This is a genomic window from Coleofasciculus sp. FACHB-542, assembly GCF_014695825.1.
In the GTDB taxonomy this organism is placed as follows: Bacteria; Cyanobacteriota; Cyanobacteriia; order Cyanobacteriales; family FACHB-T130; genus FACHB-T130.
Map to the genome: position 1 here is coordinate 144,106 of NZ_JACJPB010000017.1, position 17,487 is coordinate 161,592.

At 46.7% G+C, this 17,487-nt stretch carries 17 protein-coding genes; 13 read left to right on the forward strand and 4 right to left on the reverse strand.

Features of this window, described 5'->3' with window-relative positions:
- Positions 1-27 precede the first annotated feature (27 nt).
- Positions 28-1,461 carry a DNA cytosine methyltransferase gene (locus tag H6F52_RS04270; protein WP_199300381.1) on the reverse strand — a complete coding sequence of 478 codons (1,434 nt, stop codon included), beginning with the start codon at positions 1,459-1,461 and terminating at the stop codon, positions 28-30.
- Positions 1,462-1,945: 484 nt separating this feature from the next.
- Between H6F52_RS04270 and H6F52_RS04275 the strand changes: the two genes are divergently transcribed.
- The 3 genes from H6F52_RS04275 to H6F52_RS04285 all read left to right on the forward strand — a co-directional run bounded on the left by H6F52_RS04275 (position 1,946) and on the right by H6F52_RS04285 (position 3,976).
- Entirely contained in the window at positions 1,946-3,379 is a 1,434-nt protein-coding gene (locus tag H6F52_RS04275) for a hypothetical protein (protein ID WP_190532165.1), read from the forward strand.
- A gap of 86 nt (positions 3,380-3,465) precedes the next feature.
- A complete protein-coding gene (locus tag H6F52_RS04280) occupies positions 3,466-3,696 on the forward strand; it encodes a hypothetical protein (RefSeq protein WP_190429772.1) in 231 nt (76 codons plus the stop codon).
- Positions 3,697-3,706: 10 nt separating this feature from the next.
- Complete coding sequence (locus tag H6F52_RS04285; RefSeq protein WP_199300373.1) at positions 3,707-3,976, forward strand: hypothetical protein; 270 nt, start codon at positions 3,707-3,709, stop codon at positions 3,974-3,976.
- On the opposite strand, the gene H6F52_RS04290 is transcribed toward H6F52_RS04285, so the two are convergent.
- Positions 3,968-4,609 carry a DUF4262 domain-containing protein gene (locus tag H6F52_RS04290; protein ID WP_190532168.1) on the reverse strand — a complete coding sequence of 214 codons (642 nt, stop codon included), beginning with the start codon at positions 4,607-4,609 and terminating at the stop codon, positions 3,968-3,970. The genes H6F52_RS04285 and H6F52_RS04290 overlap by 9 nt on opposite strands.
- Positions 4,610-4,957: 348 nt before the next feature.
- Here H6F52_RS04290 and H6F52_RS04295 point away from each other — a divergent pair, with 348 nt between their 5' ends.
- Entirely contained in the window at positions 4,958-5,152 is a 195-nt protein-coding gene (locus H6F52_RS04295) for a hypothetical protein (protein ID WP_190429779.1), read from the forward strand.
- A gap of 130 nt (positions 5,153-5,282) precedes the next feature.
- Here H6F52_RS04295 and H6F52_RS04300 read toward each other — a convergent pair whose 3' ends face one another.
- Positions 5,283-5,708 carry a late competence development ComFB family protein gene (locus H6F52_RS04300; RefSeq protein ID WP_190532171.1) on the reverse strand — a complete coding sequence of 142 codons (426 nt, stop codon included), beginning with the start codon at positions 5,706-5,708 and terminating at the stop codon, positions 5,283-5,285.
- Between the two features lie 732 nt (positions 5,709-6,440).
- On the opposite strand from H6F52_RS04300, the gene H6F52_RS04305 reads away from it, so the two are divergent.
- The 5 genes from H6F52_RS04305 (at position 6,441) to H6F52_RS04325 (ending at position 10,778) form a co-directional block, all read left to right on the forward strand.
- Positions 6,441-6,992 carry a hypothetical protein gene (locus tag H6F52_RS04305; RefSeq protein ID WP_190411623.1) on the forward strand — a complete coding sequence of 184 codons (552 nt, stop codon included), beginning with the start codon at positions 6,441-6,443 and terminating at the stop codon, positions 6,990-6,992.
- Positions 6,993-7,010: 18 nt separating this feature from the next.
- Positions 7,011-7,556, forward strand: coding sequence for an RNA 2'-phosphotransferase (locus tag H6F52_RS04310; protein ID WP_190532174.1), 546 nt, complete (start codon positions 7,011-7,013; stop codon positions 7,554-7,556).
- A 71-nt stretch (positions 7,557-7,627) separates the two neighbouring features.
- Positions 7,628-8,836: an AAA family ATPase gene (locus H6F52_RS04315; RefSeq protein WP_190532177.1), complete on the forward strand. Its 1,209-nt coding sequence runs from the start codon at positions 7,628-7,630 to the stop codon at positions 8,834-8,836.
- Positions 8,837-9,143: 307 nt separating this feature from the next.
- Positions 9,144-10,112, forward strand: coding sequence for a hypothetical protein (locus H6F52_RS04320; protein WP_190532181.1), 969 nt, complete (start codon positions 9,144-9,146; stop codon positions 10,110-10,112).
- A 24-nt stretch (positions 10,113-10,136) separates the two neighbouring features.
- Positions 10,137-10,778, forward strand: coding sequence for a ThiF family adenylyltransferase (locus H6F52_RS04325; protein WP_190532184.1), 642 nt, complete (start codon positions 10,137-10,139; stop codon positions 10,776-10,778).
- Positions 10,779-11,180: 402 nt separating this feature from the next.
- On the opposite strand, the gene H6F52_RS04330 is transcribed toward H6F52_RS04325, so the two are convergent.
- Complete coding sequence (locus tag H6F52_RS04330; protein ID WP_242033846.1) at positions 11,181-12,011, reverse strand: DUF1206 domain-containing protein; 831 nt, start codon at positions 12,009-12,011, stop codon at positions 11,181-11,183.
- 174 nt (positions 12,012-12,185) lie between these two features.
- On the opposite strand from H6F52_RS04330, the gene rppA reads away from it, so the two are divergent.
- The 4 genes from rppA to H6F52_RS04350 all read left to right on the forward strand — a co-directional run bounded on the left by rppA (position 12,186) and on the right by H6F52_RS04350 (position 17,395).
- Positions 12,186-12,878 (forward strand): two-component system response regulator RppA, encoded by a 693-nt coding sequence (rppA, locus tag H6F52_RS04335; protein ID WP_190532187.1) that lies wholly within the window; start codon positions 12,186-12,188, stop codon positions 12,876-12,878.
- Between the two features lie 128 nt (positions 12,879-13,006).
- Complete coding sequence (gene rppB / locus H6F52_RS04340) at positions 13,007-14,362, forward strand: two-component system sensor histidine kinase RppB (RefSeq protein WP_190532190.1); 1,356 nt, start codon at positions 13,007-13,009, stop codon at positions 14,360-14,362.
- A gap of 262 nt (positions 14,363-14,624) precedes the next feature.
- Complete coding sequence (locus H6F52_RS04345) at positions 14,625-15,329, forward strand: DUF305 domain-containing protein (protein WP_190532193.1); 705 nt, start codon at positions 14,625-14,627, stop codon at positions 15,327-15,329.
- Between the two features lie 443 nt (positions 15,330-15,772).
- On the forward strand, positions 15,773-17,395 hold the full coding sequence (locus tag H6F52_RS04350; protein WP_190532196.1) for an efflux RND transporter periplasmic adaptor subunit: 1,623 nt from the start codon (positions 15,773-15,775) through the stop codon (positions 17,393-17,395).
- Positions 17,396-17,487: the final 92 nt, after the last annotated feature.

The window sequence follows — 17,487 nt, forward strand, 5'->3', positions numbered from 1 at the left end:
TCGTCAGTTCTCAGTAGTGGGTTGCAATCAACCATGACGATTGACGCTTATCCAATAGTGAGCCGCGTCCCACGGGTTAAACCTCACTAGCTCGATATCACCCAAATTTATCGGCTGTTGTGGCATGGGTGGTCTGATCCCTAAGGCAGCAATAACTTGATACCCGACGGCTCTTGCCAGTTTTGGCGGCACGGCGTTTCCAATTTGTCGAAACCCGTGCCATTTTGTTGTGTGGAAGCGGAACCAGTCCGGAAAAGAGTGCAGTCGTGCCGCCTCGCGGACTGAAATCACTCTGGGATAAGTTGGATGAATCGGACGGGGAGAGGTGTAGCGACCGCCTCCAGAACCCGTACCGGCTCTTAAGGTATGAGACAGCGTATCCCAATTCAACCGTCGAAAGCGACTTACCGATTCTAGTTGTCCGGGCACTGTTTTCTCGAACCGTTCAATCGAAGCTGCCGTGTGTTGGGTTCGCAGAGAGCTAGTCAACAGATGAGGATTGACTAGCCGGGGATAGGCGAAATTATTCGGTTCGGGTGCAATCCCCATTAAGTGCTGTGCATAGATGCTGGCTAATGTCTCCATCTGCTCTAGTTGTCGCTGCTGTAGCAAGACTTCATCGGTTGTCAGGAGTTCGGGAAAATCATCTAGGTTGGGGAGATCGGCGATCGCATCCTTCACGGTCACTCGAAAGGATAAAGAGTGCAGGCTCAAAGGATTCTTCTTTTTGCCTCTTTTCTTTGGCAAGGAAGTCTTTGGCAAGGAAATATCGGGGAATAAAGTATCGGGGAATGAAGTATCGGGGAAGGTTGCCTTAACGCCTTTACCTGCGACAAAACCTGCGACAACAGGATAAGACAAAGGCACCTCCCCGGCACGAGTTCCTAATAAAAATAGCCTTTTCCGATTCTGCGGCACCCCAAAATCCGCCGCATTTAATACCTGCACGGGTTCGGTGATGTGGTACTCAACGGATTTAAACGCACTCTTGAGCTGTTCCAGATAAATCGCGTGTTCTTTCTGAGCAATGCCGGGTACGTTCTCCATGAGAAAGTAACGGGGTTGCAGTTCAATGACTAATCGACAGAAATGCAATACCAAATCGTTGCGCTCATCGTCGAGACGCCGCTTGCCCATTAAAGAGAACCCTTGGCAAGGGGGTCCCCCAATTGCTAAATCGATTTCACCATTCCAAGCGGGTGCGGGTGGGGAAACCCCGCTGCTACCCTTGCGCAATGCCCATCTCTGTAATGCTTTTCTAATCGCTTCAGCGGATAGCGTCCTGGCATCGGCACACAAAACCTGGGTATGGGGAAAGTTAAAGGCGTGAACGGCTGCGTGAACGGGGTCAACTTCAACTGCCACCGCTACATCAAACCCAGCCTGCTCAATCCCTAAAGAAAATCCACCCGCACCCGCAAATAAATCGACCGCAACCGGACGGCGATAGAAATGAACCATCCCCATACAGGTGTTCTGACTTGGTAGAGAATTTGTATTCTATCGTCAGTCTCTAAAGCGCAAAAAATTTTTTCCAGTCTCTTGACGGTATTGTATTACTTTTGTAGTATATAGAAGTATCTGATTTTGAAGCCATCTGCCAGTAGCCGTGGAAGCGAAACCGACGCTTTTAGGCGACGTGACTTTATCTCCAAGAGCAGACGGCACTTATATTTTTCTGCTCCGCGCCCAGATGAGTGAAGCATACACACCTAGGGTTCTGGTTGTCATGGGTTCAAATCCCATTCTCTCCAATTGGAGATGTAGCTCAGTGGTAGAGCACCAGAAAAAGTGAAACGGCTTTGCCGACTTGCGCGGAGCTTATAATTTCCAATTCTTCAAGCGTTCGCCCCGTATCCAAACCGAGAAAGCTTACATACTTATTTCCAAAGTAACCAAGAGCTTTCTCAACTTGTACGGGGTGACTTATATCGAGGTGATTCCTGTGCAAACAGCCGAGCGCGACTTGCGTTTAGATATGTTAAATAGTCTGCTAACCACGCCTCACCGGGAGCTAGAGAAGGTGAGTGAAGTTCACAGGACGATGGTGGAAAGCGACCCCATCTTCTACGGACATTTAGCAGTCTGGTATCAGCGCAACGGGGATGTCCGCGACCACAAAGAGGTATTTGTGGGGAGTTTGCTGAGCAGTAGCTTAGGGGAACACCGCGACGCTGGTTATATGCTTTTGCAAGAGTTTCCGCCATATCAAGTTGCGCGGATTGTAGACTTCTTGAAGCAGCACCGGGGTAAGTTGCCGCGTTCTACCCGAACTGCGGTGCGGCGCTATCTGAAAGAACGGGAGAAAAATCCTGTATTCTTCGATCGAGCAGCGCTCCGGGCACGCAGTGCGATGAAGCACCTGTATGCTAGCTTGCATATCAAACCGAGCGATCGCGCGGATGCAGTGTTATTTAAGGACAACCCGCCAGAAGATAGCCTCGCGTTTGCGCTGAAGCTGATGGCGATCGCATCCTCACCCTTAGAGCAAGCGCAACTGATTGTAGAATACAAAATCCCCTACACCGTGGCAGTGGGAGCCATCAAACAGATGACCCCTACCGTGCTAGTCGCGCTAATTAACTCCATGACACCCCAAGAGGTGATTAATAACCTCAAGTCACTCCAAACTCGCGGTGCGATGGAAAACCCCCAGGTAAAAGCACTCATCGACGAGAAATTGGAGAAAGCGCAAGGAGATGTCCGAGTAGCGGCTCTCAAGGCGCGTGTGGCAGCAGATGCGGCAGAATTAGACGCCGATACCGCTGCACGGTTAGAGCGCGTCATGGACGAACAGGTGAAAAAGCGTGGCAAAATTGCCAAACCGACTGCCTTATTAGTCGATAAATCTAGCTCGATGGAGAGTGCCATCGAAGTCGGAAAGCGCATTGCCGCTTTAATTTCCGGTATGGCGGCGGCAGATTTATTCGTCTACGCTTTCGACACCATGCCTTACCCCGTCAAAGCGACTGGGAACCAGTTGAGTGACTGGGAACGGGCATTCCAGCACATCAAGGCAAACGGTGCCACCAGCATCGGTTGCGGGTTGGAAGCGATGCGCCTAAGAAAGCAGCTGGTTGAGCAAATCATCCTGGTGACGGACGGAGGAGAAAATAAAGCTCCCTACTTTGTGGAAACTTTCGACGCCTACAAGCGCGATCTCAAAGTAGAGCCAAGCGTCCTCATCGTCAAAGTAGGTTATTCCTACGATTGGTTAGAGCGCAAGTTACAGGAAAAACAGGTGCAGATAGATACTTTCACCTTTGCGGGTGATTACTACTCGTTGCCGAACTTGATGCCACTTTTATCTCGTCCTTCGCGTCTAGAGTTGCTGATGGAAATTCTGGAGACACCTTTGCCAGTCCGGGATGACAAGTAGGGGTAGGTTTTAAAAAACTTACTCTGACAAAAAAAGTAGGGTGGGCAGTGCCCACCCTACGCTGGACTGCATAGGTTTCGCTATCGGTGAAATATATCAACGATAAATGTAGATTTGCCGCTAGTGGCAAATCCTTGCCAAAAATATATTCATCCCAAAAAGATGCCATGAGCGAAATACAGACAGCGTACAAAGTGGTAGCCCTTGCCGTATGGCAAATTGCTGGCGAAGAGCATCCCGATGATTTAGCAATATTAAAACGAATTTTTCGCGTTAAAGCAAAGGGAAAAAGAATTCAGACTTATTTCAAATTTTAATAAATTTGTCATGAGCATTTTTAAAGTAGAAATAGTCAAAATTAATAGCGCCAATCCTCACCCAAATGCAGACAGATTAGACATTTGCACGTTTGAAGGGATGGCGTATCAGGTTATTACCGCCAAGGGTAATTTCAAATCTGGGGATTTGGCGTTCTACTTTCCGATTGATAGTATTATTTCCGAAAAGTTTTTAGATGAATTGAGGATTCGTCCTTATTACTCTAAAAAACTACGGGCAGTTACGGCTATACCAAGCAAACCCTACAACTCAGGTTAGCAAGGGTTGAGCTTGAATTGGGCGGAACCCTTCTTCCCAAGGCCAGCGGTATTCTTTGTCTTGCCAAATCATCTGGATAACAGGATAGTGGAGACCTCCGTTAAACCAAGAAGCCCAGCAGGTGTATTCTGTTTTTGCCTTGTTACTACAAAGTTTAAATTGGAGCTGATAACCGTCGGCAAGTACGCCATCCAAAGGAGTATCCAGAGGTGGGGCATTCCCCTCGGCAATTTCCTGAGCGTATTCGTTAATCAGTCCCCCTGAAACGCGATTAGGAAGCCCCAGACATAAGATTTCTGGGTGTTGAAAGTTATACCAAAGTCCAATTGAGTATGTGAACTCTGGTTCGTCATCTTCTTCATTTGGATAAACGCCCATCAAGTGGCAATTATGTGGACTGTACAAAACATTATCGATTACAGATCCTTCGGGGGTATTTTCAATTGTTGTTATTGCTGACATCCAAACATCAGGGGCAATTTCTTTCCCTTGAGCATCGTTAAACAAGGCAGCAGCTTGAACAAATCCGTTATTAATCAAGGCATCCGCCAGGAATGATGTGGCTTTGAGCCGTTCTCCAGCGACCAGATATGTTTGTACGGTTTCTAGCGCTTGCTCTCTACTGAGTGTCATAGTGTCTATTTTTGAAATGGAGTCACGCTGACTTGGGATGGAGGATTGCAGATTGCAGAAGTCTCAGCTCAAGTATAAGTTTAGCTGACTTGTTTTTAGCTATTTCATCGCGTATGACACAATCTAACTTCTACGAGCAGATGCAGCTATCTTACAGAGAAATTGCTTGGTGGATACGCCTTTGCGCGATCGCTAGAGCCAAAATTGGTACAGAAGAGCGATCGCTGTTTTGAAGACAGATAAGACGCGATCGCTACCTCCTCCGCAAGGACGGTACTGAGTTGCATTAGTCAGTATCAAATTTATGGCACGGTATATAGGTGTAGGGGCACACGAGTGTGCGCTCTTATGATTAGAAAAATAGAAACCTACGATTGGCTGGAGCGTCGGTTACAGGAAAAACAGGTGCAAGTAGATACTTTCAGCTTTGCGGGTGACTACTACTCGCTGCCGAATCTTATCCTGCTTTTGTCTCGTCCTTCGCGTCTAGAGTTGCTAATGGAAATTCTGGAGACACCGCTACCAGTACGGGATGATAAGTAACTGCTCAAAGAATGTAGTTGGGTTGAGCTTATGCTCAACCCAACTATAGAAGGGGTATTAGATTTCGTTACCTTAATCCAACCTACTAATTAAATTTAAAGTGGGACTTGGCTTGTCGTTATGGTAAAAATCATGGTCTATTGATGTAGGCGATCGCTTCTGTAACTTGCTGGGAAATCAGTTGTTGGAGTTCGTCTCTGGCACGTTGTTGCTGATACTCGGCACCTTCTTTTGTGGTGGCATAGAGAGGGGGCACTCTATTCAAGACATAGGCAACAATATCTCTCAGCTTCTGGATGCAATCGCTTGTGGCTTCAATTTCCGCCAACTGTGCGAGCGCCTCTTTTTGCACCAACTCTTCCATCACGTTGACGATCCTTTTACCCAGATAGGTTGGCTCAAACTCTTCTCCAGTAGGAGGTCTGCGTCGCGGAGGTTTTGGAGGCTCGCCTGAATCAAATTCAGTCAAGGGTGTTGCATCATCAACAAATGATTCAGACAGATAATTTAGCGTAGCTAAAGGATGATTTGATGGTCGGGAATTTGGATTTGTCATATAGCTCATCAGTACCAATGCTTCATTTTTAGCGCGATCTCTTGTAGGGTGGGCATTGCCCGCGAAAATCCCGACATCCCTACACAGAGTAGAATGGCATTGCCCACCAACCCAAGCTTTTATATTAACTTCACTTGACTTAGATCGATGCTTCCAGTTTGAGCCAAAAATTACCTGGCAAGCAATGCCCGCCATTCAGTTCAATCAAAGGTAAATTTATTTTTTACTCAAGATTTTCCAGATGAGATTTAGAAAATCTAATTAAAAGTCATAGTGCCTTATTCACTGCTTCATCACTTGGAAAAGCCTTAGCAACATTGGGTGCTAGCAATACTAAGTTAGTGCTTTGTTTGTAACCTTCAACATACTTCCCCTTGACATACCCATCCATTTGAGCACTGTCGTATTCAGCACAAAGTTCATCATCAAACTCGGTGTTAATTTCCTTCTTTATTAAACCTTTGTTCTCTGCGCGTTGCTTCTTTTGCAGCGATCGCTACCTCCTCCACAAAGACGGTACTGAGTTGTATTAGCCAAATATCAAACTCATTGCACGGTAATACAGTAGGGGCACACGCCTGTGCGCCCCTATGATTGGGAAAATAGAAACGATCGGGAATCTGCCACAACCATCCTGTAGTACCTTATAATACAAATATTCAATTTCCCTTTCTTCTTTCCCACTCAGGACTCAAGAGGCGATTCATCGCGTCTCTACACATTTAGCCCTCAATGCCGCTTTTTGTAAAAAGTCGCCGCACATCCCTAGATACTTTGCGTAAACGCTATGATGCAGCAACGATTCTCGACGTAACTTCTCGCAGTACCGAACCTTGGGTTCGCTTTAGCCCTTTTTATCCTCATGGTGGAATTCCCGTTCCTTTTTCCCCAGGACACTTCAGCTATACCGTTGAAGGAATTTGGCAAGGATTAAAAGTTTTTGAGTCTGCGGATGTAGATCCGGGCAAACTAGCGATCGCTAATATGAAAGGGATCAAGCGCACGACACAAACTTTCGGCAAGGTTCTAGGGCATCGTGCAGGCTTAACCGGAGACAAATTATTGTCCTATGTAGAAGCGCGTCGTGCCATCTACCTACCATCGTATAAATGGGTACTAGAGAACCGCCTTCAGAACCTACTTGCGGAACTCAAACAGCTAAGTGCAGACCAAACAGTATTGTTATTAGATTATGAAACAAACTGCGATTTAGACGATTTATCGAGTCCTTTATCCCACGCAGGATTGGTCAAGCGATATTTAGAAGATGACTGGTATTGTTAAGCTAAAAAGAGCGACTTAATGAATAATTCTCGCTTAGTTAAAATTAGCAAATATCTCAGCAAGCATCTTCGGCATACTCCTGAAGCCATTGGTCTTGAACTTGCACCTGGTGGCTGGGTTGCTGTCGATGAACTTCTAAAAGCGTGTGCAGATCGTTCTTTTATGCTTACTCGTGCTGAACTTGATGAAGTTGTTGCTAAAAATGACAAAAAACGCTTTTCTTTTGACTCAACAGGTACCTTAATTCGGGCGAATCAAGGACATAGTACAGAAGTTGATTTGCAGCTAGAAGCCGTTGTTCCTCCAGATGTGTTATACCACGGTACAGGACACGGTACCGTCGAATCAATTTTGAGTACAGGACTGTGTAAAATGTCGCGGCACCACGTCCATCTATCGAAGGATATTTCCACTGCAAAAACTGTCGGCGCACGACATGGTCGTCCAATAGTTTTTGCTGTAGATGCGGCGGCGATGCACAAAGTAGGATATGAATTTTACTGTTCTGAAAATGGGGTTTGGTTGGTGGATTGCGTTCCAGCCGAATACTTGCAACAAATTTAATGGCAGCTTGGAAAAAAATTAAGCGCATTACTTTCTCATCATTCCATCACAAAGCAAGAAGAACTGAAACTATGGGATCGGGATATTTCGGAAACGACGAAAGCAATCCAGGCAACAAAAACCCGCAAGCTAAAGGCTTATTAGGTGCAGGTTGGCGACCCTTAACTCGGCAGATAGACTGGGGATTTCTTTGGCATTTAGTGTTTAACGATTCCAAAGAGCTAAGCCAGAAAACTTTGGGTTTAGCAAGCGACATTGCTGATGCAATGGGTCGCAACGAATATACTTGGTGGGCAAATATTTTAAATGTATTTTCTGAAAGTACGCGATATGAAGTTGATGAATTCTGGAATTATATTACCCCAGATCCTCCAACTCCAGATTATCGCTTCCAAGACGTTTTAAGTGTTGATTCGCCGGTGATTCAATTTGTCAGTCGTAACAGCATTCCCATTGAACACGTCCTCAACCGGCTACAGGAAATAACGATTTTCAAAATTCTGGAATTATTGGGTCGTCCAGATATGATTACCCAGTATTATCTAGATCGATATTTTTATTTTCCGGTAGATCGATTTGTTAACTGGGAACGTCTCGATATTATTAACACGGTTTATGCCTATTGGCCTCAACAGCAAGCTTGGCTAGAAATTGAAAATTTAGATCGGGGACGACGACGCTATACCCTAATGGCGAAGGAACTAGCGCCACTGATCAATAAAGCAACTTTCAATCTTGCAGTGATGCTGAGTGGCTACCAAAGTCGTGTAGGAAAAATTCACGGCGAATTTCCAATTCGGTCGTTTCCCGCTGACATTCAAAGTTTTACTGATACGGTACAGCAGGCAATTCTCGACCAAAGTCAGTTGGCGGTTCTCGTCCACGGAGATCCGGGTACGGGGAAAACTGCTTGGACGCAAGCTGTAGCACAAGAAATTCTCGCGCCTCTCGGATATGTGATTTTTATTCTGGATCACGATGCGGTTGAGAATTTTGTGCCGCCAAGTTACTTAGAACGAATTTGTCTAATTATCAACGAAGCGGATAATTTAGCCAAAAATCGCGCTTCTGAAGCTGCTCAAAATAATAATAAGACGGAGCATATTTTGAGCTTACTGGATGGAACATTGTATCAAAGCGTAATTGATGATTCGGGAATTCATACGAAGCAAAAGTTAGTGGTTATGATGACTTGCAATACAACTGAAAGATTAGATCCAGCCGTTTTACGCAAAGGAAGAGTTGATTTCACTTATGAATTTGCTCACCGATTTGTGTAAGGTTAGATAAATGAAGATACAAGGTTGTTATTTAACCACAAATAAATAAAGAAAGAAGAAGAGACATATATGTATTCTATTTAACTGGCGACATAAGCTTTGCTGAACAACGGCAGACGGAAAAGGCAATAGTGTTATGTTAATTTAAACACCCATTTTGTAGGCTGGATTGAGGTAACGAAACTCAGCATCATCCTGGGAATATCGGTTTTTGCCGCTCAATCAAACCTACAGTTGCCCGCAGTCAGCCTTATCACTATTTACAAAAAAAATTAACTAAGCCAAACATCTTAATCAAGGCAATATCATGACAGATATTCGCAACCTCCTTAACCAAATTGCTGCACAGGAAGTGCAATTGCGCGATACTCAGTTTCTCGCACCATGCGTAGGTGGGGGGAAAGTACGCGCTTCTGTAGCGGGGATGGTTTATACCTTTAAACCGCAGCCACAAGACTTTGAAGGATGGGGCATTTTTCAGCCAATGAACGAAAAAAAGGCTGAAATGGTGGAGGAAGCAAACTTGCCGCAGGTGGCGGAATATCTGCGACTGTTGAAGCCGTTGCGCCTGCGTTTGGCTTATGTGTTGCAAGGACAAACTTGGCTTGCGTACCCTGTTAACGAATCTGATATGCAGCAGCGCTTGGGTGCCGCTAAGCCAGTGCCGGTATATTTAGTTACTGAGGGTGCAGCATTTGAGCCAATAATTGCGCGTTGGGATGGCGGTGCTTGGTGGTTTGATGAACTCGATCGACGAGCAGATCCCCTGGTGGCGGAACAACTCAAAGAACAATTGAGGAATGTGACGGAAACGGAAAATCTTCGCTTTGCGGGGATGACGCCAGAGATGCGTACCGTCTATGACTTGGCGTTGCAGCAGACGGAAGAATATCAACGTAGAAGACAGCAACAACTTGAGGAAGAACGCTTGCGCCAGATGCGGCGGGATACAAGACGCCAGCAACAGGCACAACGCCAATACAGGCACCACCAAGAGGCACGGCAAGATTCGTATCGGCAGGCGATGTCAGGCGATGAAAGGCGCGTGCGCGATGCGTTACGGATGGGTGGTGGCGAACTCGAAGATGTGCGCGATCGCGGTGACTTTTGGCAAGTCGAGTGGACGACTCGCAGGGGTGAACGTCACATTTCTGCGATTGACAAGCGCGATTTGACAGTTATCAGTTCTGGCATTTGCCTAAGCGGACGCGATCGCGATTTTGACTTGCAATCCCTCGTTGGCGTTATCGAAGCGCGAGATAACTGGGACTTTTGAATTAGTCATTAGCCATTAGCAAAAATGTCTATCTTTTTTCACGAACAACTCCACAGAACATCTGCACTGATGGCGAAGCTAAAAGACTTCCCGGTGACGGTGTGCGGTGCGGGGGCGCTGGGGGCGAATATTACTGAAAATCTTGCACGTTCTGGCTTTGGGAAGCTGGTGGTTATCGATCGCGATCGCATTGAGGAACGCAACCTTTCTACTCAGCCTTACTACCGCTCAGATGTTGGCGCTTACAAAGCTAAAATTCTCACCAATACCCTCTACCGTGCTTTGGGTGTTGCTGTTGATGGGCGTCCGAAAGAATTAACATCAGCAAACGCCGCCCAATTGCTCAACGGGAGTGCAGTTGTTATTGATACTTTTGATAACAGCATCAGCCGCCAAATTGTCAAAGATTATTCCACAGCGGCAAATATTCCTTGTCTGCACGTTGGCTTAGCTTCCGATTATGCTGAAATTATCTGGAACGAAATTTACCGCGTTCCTTCACCAGTAAACGATGACGTTTGCGACTACCCGTTAGCGCGAAATTTAGTAATGTTGGCTGTTGCCGTAGCGAGTGAAGTAATTATTAATTTTGTCGCCACTGGTAATCGGGAAAGTTTCACGGTGACACTGGGAGATTTTGCCGTCAAACCATTTGATAAGTTTTGAATTTTGAATTTTACAGTGCAGATATTTTACCGATGGTTGAGAAGTGAGAGGATAAGCTTGAAAAATAGCGTTAGTTTCTATTAATCAAAGAAAGTGCAGCCTTTCTGATTCGGTGCGTTACTAATTTTTCAGCTCCCAGAGCAATCAGGAAACCCCCTCCAAGACAAGCAGCTTTTGAGAGATTTCCGCTCTCAAGAACGAATCCAGAAATTGCTGCCGCTACTCCTAGAACTACATATAACTGGAGCAGCCAAAGTGGTTGAAGCTTAAGATCCTTCAGTAACAACTCATCATGCTTGTTGAGCATAGGACTTAGAAATATCTGAAGTTAGGAACATACCTAACTATCTATTCAACCACCGTAAAGCCTATCTTTGCTATTACCTCTGCATTAAAAATTGACTACCTGGTAGCAAAATGGCGGTATCGAGCTTCTACGAAATTATAAATACCGTAAGCGATTAAACCAAGCGCCACAGTTCCTAACAACCAAGGGCCAAAAGGTTGTTGTGCCAGTGTTGCTAGCGCCCCACCTAGTCCCTGAACTTGGTTAGCGTCAGACAGACGCCCCGCTTGAAGCAGAAATAAGCCAGTAATGGAAAAGACAACACCACGGGCAGCAATCCCAAATCTGCCAGCAAAAGTTGCCCATTTCTGCTCTTTTTCGCTCATCTGGTTGACTTTCCACTTTTTGCGGAATTTCGCTTTATAGGCTCTGTAAAATTGATAGAAGCCCATGCCGATGACAGCGGCTCCCACAATTCCAACTAGAAATTGACCGAAGGGCTGCGCTAACAAGCGTGCTGTCCAGTCTTGGGAGGAATTACTATTACCGCCGCCTCCCGAACCCATGATCAGCTTAATCGCACTCCAGGCTAAACCAGCATAGATTAAGCCGCTGCCAACCGCTCCCAGGCGCGATGCAAGACCTTTGGCATCGGTGCCTTTGTTTTCCGGATCGGCGATCGCTTCCACGAAACGCCACAACACGTAACCAAGCAAACCCAAAGCAACGATTGCCAGCAAGAATTTCCCAAAAGGCTGTGTCACAATCGTCACCAGCGCACCCTCTGTATCGGTGGTTCTGCCGCCTGCACCAAAGGCTGCCTGCGCTGCCAGCACTCCCACCGTAGCGTAAACGACCCCTCGCGCCCCAAAGCCCAAACGTGCCAGTCTTTCCACCCATGTAGATGCATTATCTGGTGTCATCGGTTGGTTTGGTCTAGTCTGCATTTTTTTTTCTGCGTGGGAGCAGGGAAATTGTGGTTTGCTACCAATTTTGTAGCAATATTTACTCTTATCTACATCTACCAAAGTGCTTAAAATACTGCTGTAGAGGCGCAATTTCTTTGCCCCTACAGAGTGCTACCTTGCTGATATGTAGCAAATCGAAGAAAAAAGGGGATTATGCGGGTTCTCCTAGTTGAAGATGAGCCAGATTTAGGGGCGGCAATTAAGCGAACTCTCAGTCAAGAAGCGTATGTGGTTGACTGGGTTCTGGATGGCACGCAGGCATGGGAGTTTTTAGAAACCCAGTGGACGCAATATACGCTGGCTATTTTTGACTGGTTACTGCCAGGATTATCAGGAATTGAGTTATGTCAGCGACTACGGGGAAAAAATAATCCTCTGCCAGTATTGATGTTAACTGCTAAAGATCGGATGGAAGATAAGGTGGCTGGATTGGATGCTGGTGCAGATGACTATTTGGTGAAACCGTTTGGGATGGCGGAACTATTGGCACGATTACGCGCATTACAAAGGCGATCGCCTCAGCTTCATCCCCAACACCTACAAGTAGGAAACCTGACTTTAGATTATGGCACTCATACGGTTTGGTATCAGAATACTTTGGATGATAAACAAATCATTCCTCTGACTAGCAAGGAATTTCAATTGCTGGAATATTTGATGAAGCATCCCAATCAAATTATTACCCGCGATCAGTTATTAACTCAGCTTTGGGAATTTAGTGCAGAACCGATGAGTAATGTAGTAGCCGCGCAGATGCGATTGTTGCGGCGTAAATTAGCGGTTTTTGGATGCGATCGCTTTATCGAAACTGTTTACGGGATCGGCTATCGTTTGAATAGTTATTAGTCATTGGTCATTGGTTTTTGACAAATGACCATCAGCTATCGTTTGAATAGTTATTAGTCATTGGTCATTGGTTTTTGACAAATGACCAATGACTAATAAGATTCCCCAATTACCAATTACCAATTAACGTGAATGAAAACAAACTTTTTCAACTAACTCGTTGGCGACTGGCAGGTTGGTATGCAGGCGTCATGGGAGTGATTTTAAGCTTGTGTGGAGTTGCAGTTTATGAAGCGATCGCGCGTGCGAATTGGGTTGCCCTCGACCGAGAATTAGAATCTGTTGCCGGTACGCTTCACGACAGTATTGAGCCGATTTTGCAGCAACCGGGACGCCTGGAACCTGCTATCCAACAACTGTTGCCGGATATTTGTTTGCTTGGGGAAAAATGCGTTAGTCAGATAGAAAATCCGACTCGGCACACTTTGGGGGCAATTCACCAAGGCGACTACTACGTGCGGCTGCTAGAGAATTCGGGACGCCCAGTTGCCTTGGCAGGACTTCAGCCAGTGGGATTGCTAGCGGCAGATAAAGGCGATCGCGTTTCTACACCCCAATTGTGGCAAATCCTCCAGAATCGCCAGGGCACCCGTTTTCATCAAATTTCTCTATCGCTGCATACCAAAGACAATCGCCCTTGGGGATATCTTCAGGTGGGGCGAAGTCTCAAAGAATTGGACGATCATCTGACTGCCCTGAAATTTATTCTCTTACTGGGGTTGCCCGTGGCAATGATTGTCGTTGCTGGTTCCAGTTGGTGGTTGGCAGGGCTAGCAATGCAACCAATTTACCAATCCTATGGGCAAATCCAACAATTCACAGCCGATGCCGCCCATGAGTTGCGGACGCCCTTAGCGGCAATCCAAGCAACCGTTGAATCGACGTTGAGAATGAATCAACTCAGCGAACTAGAGGCGCGGGATACTCTAAAAACCATTGAACGGCAAAATTACCGCCTATCTGAATTGGTTCGGGATTTATTGCTACTCTCCCGTATGGATCGGCAGGCTTTGTCAATTAAATATCGTCCCGCCTGTCTCAACGATCTTGTCAGCGACGTTGCAGAAGAATTGTCAGCACTAGCGATCGCTGCCGATTTGACGCTTTCTATAGATATTCGCACGCCAGAACCTTTGCACGTCAACGGCGACGAAGAACAGCTGTATCGCCTGATTTTTAACTTAGTGGTGAATGCTATCCAATACACGCCCGCTGGGGGTCAGGTGGCGGTGATTTTAGAGAGCAGCACCCAAGCACTAATTTTTATAAAAGATACTGGCGTTGGCATTGCACTCCCAGAGCAGACGCGGATTTTTGACCGATTTTATCGGATAAATAGCGATCGCGCTCGACACACTGGCGGTTCTGGATTGGGGTTATCAATCGCCAAAGCGATCGCTACTGCCCACAACGGCAGCATCGACGTTCATAGCGAACTGGGCAAAGGCAGCACGTTTACAATCAGACTGCCCTTGCATCATTAAATACACTGCTGCATTTTTTGGCTAATTCGATTTTGGTTTAAGTTAACCGTCATTAAAGGTACTTTTGTTGGCGTTAACCTTAAGAATGAGGAAGGTGCGATCGCGTCTATCTAATTAAATGCTTTAAATTTCTTCCGAATGACCTATCAGGATTTCATCCTAATTTCATTTTTTTGTAAAACACTGAGAAATACCTACTGCTTTCTTGAACTAACTTACAGATCAGGAGCGAGGATAGTTAAATAAATTGATGCCCCTATCTATGCAAATTAATTCTTTTAAAAATGGTTTTTTGGCTGTCACCCTGGTAGCGATCGCCTCCATGACTGGCGGATTTCTGACAGCTTGTTCTAGTGGCTCTCAAAACCAAGCCCAAGCCCCAACCGCCTCCCCATCAGATGCTGGCGGCATGGAACACATGGAACACAGGGGACACGGAAGCGGCATGAATCATAGCATGGCAATGGATTTAGGGCCAGCCGATGCTAATTACGAGCTGCGGTTTATTGACGCGATGAGTGTGCATCATCAAGGTGCGGTGATGATGGCAAAAGAAGCCCAACAAAAATCTAAACGCCCTGAAATCAAGCAGTTGGCTGACAATATTATCCAAGATCAAAACAAAGAAATTAATCAGATGACACAGTGGCGACAGGCATGGTATCCCCAAGCCAGCAATCAGCCGGTTGCTTACGGAGGTGCAGACAAATCCGTCGTCCCCATGTCAGAACAACAACGCCAAAGCATGATGATGTCTGGAGATATGGGCGCTGCTGATGCTGAGTTCGATCTGCGCTTTATTAATGGGATGATTGCTCACCATGAAGGCGCTTTAACAATGGCTGAAGATGCACTGAATAAGTCGAAGCGACCCGAAATTAAACAATTGTCCCAACAAATTATCACTTCACAAAAAGCAGAAATTGAGAAAATGCAGCAGTGGCGACAAGCTTGGTACAAAAAGTAATTGAGATTAATTGAAAGTAGGAACCGCCTACAAAATAGTACCGATAGACAGGACAGGGAAAACTAAAAACTCATATTGGGCAGGATTTTATTGGGCAGAATTTTACCCTTCCTGCGAACGGGGCTACCGCGATCGCGCAAGTCGGCAGATCTCCCCTCCCCAAACCCTTCTCCGATGCGGAGACGGGCTTTTTCCCTGACAGGGGAGGGGTTGGGGAGAAGTTAACAATCATAAGTATTGCGCGGTAAGTGAACGGGGAGGGTTGGGGAGAGGTTCCTGATTTCATCCTAATTTCATTCTTTTGTGCAAACTTAATATCTAGATGGTGGTTTAACGCTGTTGCGGTCAGTATTGCTGGCTATTTCGGCAGTAGGTAAGTGCCCTTGCTAGAGGGCTGGAATAAAACCTCGCTATCCCATCCAAACGCAAGGAACCCCTTAGTTATGCTTTTTTTTGCTTCCAAGCCATCTAAGGCACGCGATCGCTTATTTGGGACACTCCTGAGCCTACTCCTACTGGCTGCACCAACCTCGGTTCTCGCCCATGCTGGACATGGGGATGAGTTTCATGGAGAAACCGAAGCTAGCCAGGGAACTCCCCAAGGGATTCAAGTAGATGCCCAAACAGCAAAACGGATGGGAATCGAGGTAAAACCAGTCTCTCAACAACGGCTGGGTTTTGGCATTAAAACCACGGGTCAAATTGAAACGTTGCCCAGCCAAAAAGCGGAAGTGACAGCACCTACTCCGGGAAAAATCGTTGAGCTTCTCGTGGAACCCGGTGCAGTGGTGCAAGCAGGCAAAGTCGTCGCCGTTATCGCCGCACCCGACTTAGTAGAACTGCGCGTAGGTTCCCAGGAAAAACGAGGCGAAGCCGAAGCGGATCTGCAACAGGCGCAAGCAGATTTAAAGCTAGCTCAAGAAAATTATCAGCAATACTCGCAGATAGCCGCCTCAGACATTCAGCAAGCTCGCACTGAACTAGCAGTCGCTCAAGAACAGTATGAACGCGATCGCGAGTTGGAGCGTGCAGGAGCGTTGCCACGTCGCCAAATGCTGGAGTCTCTTGCTCACCTGGCAGAAGCCAAAACGCAATTGACCAAAGCAACCAGCCGTCGGGAAGTGCTGGAAGCCGAAGCGCAACTCAAACGCGCCAAATCGGCTGTAAAAGTCGCAAATTCCCGGATTCGCCTGAGTAATACCGCTTATCAGACGCGGCTGCAACAACTGGGAACCCGCGCCAATGACAAAGGGTTGGTGACGGTAACAGCTCCCATTTCTGGCACCGTTGCCGACCGGGAAATTACCCTCGGTCAATCGGTGGAGGAGGCGGGGGCAAAGCTGATGACCATCCTGAATAATAATCGGGTGTGGGCTACGGCGAGTATCTACGAAAAAGATTTAAATAAGGTAAAAATTGGGCAACGAGTTAGGGTGAAGGTTGCCAGCTTGCCGAATCGCACCTTCACAGGCAAGATTGCGGTGATTGGCTCGGTTGTAGAAGGGGAAACGCGAGTCGTGCCAGTCAAAGCCGAACTGGATAACCCTGGCGGACAGTTGAAGCCGGGGATGTTTGCAGAATTGGAAGTGTTAACTGACCAAACTCCCGCGCCTATCTTAGTCATTCCGACTTCAGCCGTGGTGGAAACCAATGGCAGGCAGCGAGTTTACGTGCAAAATGGTACCGCCTTTGAGCCAGTTGAAGTCACCTTGGGGCGAACGATGGGAGATGTCGTTGAAGTCAAGGGAAGTTTGTTTGAGGGCGATCGCATTGTCACCCAAGGCGCAATTCAACTGTATGCCCAATCCTTACGCGGCGGCAGCTCAGAAGGCAAAAGCGAAGAGAAACAGCCTTTAATTCCAAACTCAGACGCGATTCATCGGGTTTCTGCCATTCACAACTCACTTCCTTGGTTGTGGGTTTTGCCATCTGGGGGAGCGATCGCATTCGTTGCCTTTTGGTTAGGACGCCGCACCAAAAAAGCCGTCAGTTTGGTAAATTTCTCAGTTCCCGAAATGCCGAAAACTCAGGATTCCGATCCTCAGCAACTAACACCAAAACGGTAGATTATGCCTACCTCTAGCCTGAACGCCTGAGCGAGCTAAGATCCAGAAACGAAGCTGCTGGAGAGCGAGCGTGGTATACAACCCACTGCAAA

Excerpts from the sequence above, each read along its gene's own strand:
- H6F52_RS04330 (WP_242033846.1), bottom strand. The coding sequence starts at position 12,011 with ATGCAGACTAGACCAAACCAACCGATGACACCAGATAATGCATCTACA.
- H6F52_RS04300 (WP_190532171.1), bottom strand. The coding sequence starts at position 5,708 with ATGACAAATCCAAATTCCCGACCATCAAATCATCCTTTAGCTACGCTA.
- H6F52_RS04325 (WP_190532184.1), top strand. The coding sequence starts at position 10,137 with ATGTCTATCTTTTTTCACGAACAACTCCACAGAACATCTGCACTGATG.
- H6F52_RS04345 (WP_190532193.1), top strand. The coding sequence starts at position 14,625 with ATGCAAATTAATTCTTTTAAAAATGGTTTTTTGGCTGTCACCCTGGTA.
- H6F52_RS04270 (WP_199300381.1), bottom strand. The coding sequence starts at position 1,461 with ATGGTTCATTTCTATCGCCGTCCGGTTGCGGTCGATTTATTTGCGGGT.
- H6F52_RS04320 (WP_190532181.1), top strand. The coding sequence starts at position 9,144 with ATGACAGATATTCGCAACCTCCTTAACCAAATTGCTGCACAGGAAGTG.
- H6F52_RS04290 (WP_190532168.1), bottom strand. The coding sequence starts at position 4,609 with ATGACACTCAGTAGAGAGCAAGCGCTAGAAACCGTACAAACATATCTG.
- rppA (WP_190532187.1), top strand. The coding sequence starts at position 12,186 with ATGCGGGTTCTCCTAGTTGAAGATGAGCCAGATTTAGGGGCGGCAATT.
- H6F52_RS04295 (WP_190429779.1), top strand. The coding sequence starts at position 4,958 with ATGATTAGAAAAATAGAAACCTACGATTGGCTGGAGCGTCGGTTACAG.
- H6F52_RS04350 (WP_190532196.1), top strand. The coding sequence starts at position 15,773 with ATGCTTTTTTTTGCTTCCAAGCCATCTAAGGCACGCGATCGCTTATTT.
- H6F52_RS04285 (WP_199300373.1), top strand. The coding sequence starts at position 3,707 with ATGAGCATTTTTAAAGTAGAAATAGTCAAAATTAATAGCGCCAATCCT.
- H6F52_RS04315 (WP_190532177.1), top strand. The coding sequence starts at position 7,628 with ATGGGATCGGGATATTTCGGAAACGACGAAAGCAATCCAGGCAACAAA.
- H6F52_RS04310 (WP_190532174.1), top strand. The coding sequence starts at position 7,011 with ATGAATAATTCTCGCTTAGTTAAAATTAGCAAATATCTCAGCAAGCAT.
- H6F52_RS04305 (WP_190411623.1), top strand. The coding sequence starts at position 6,441 with ATGCCGCTTTTTGTAAAAAGTCGCCGCACATCCCTAGATACTTTGCGT.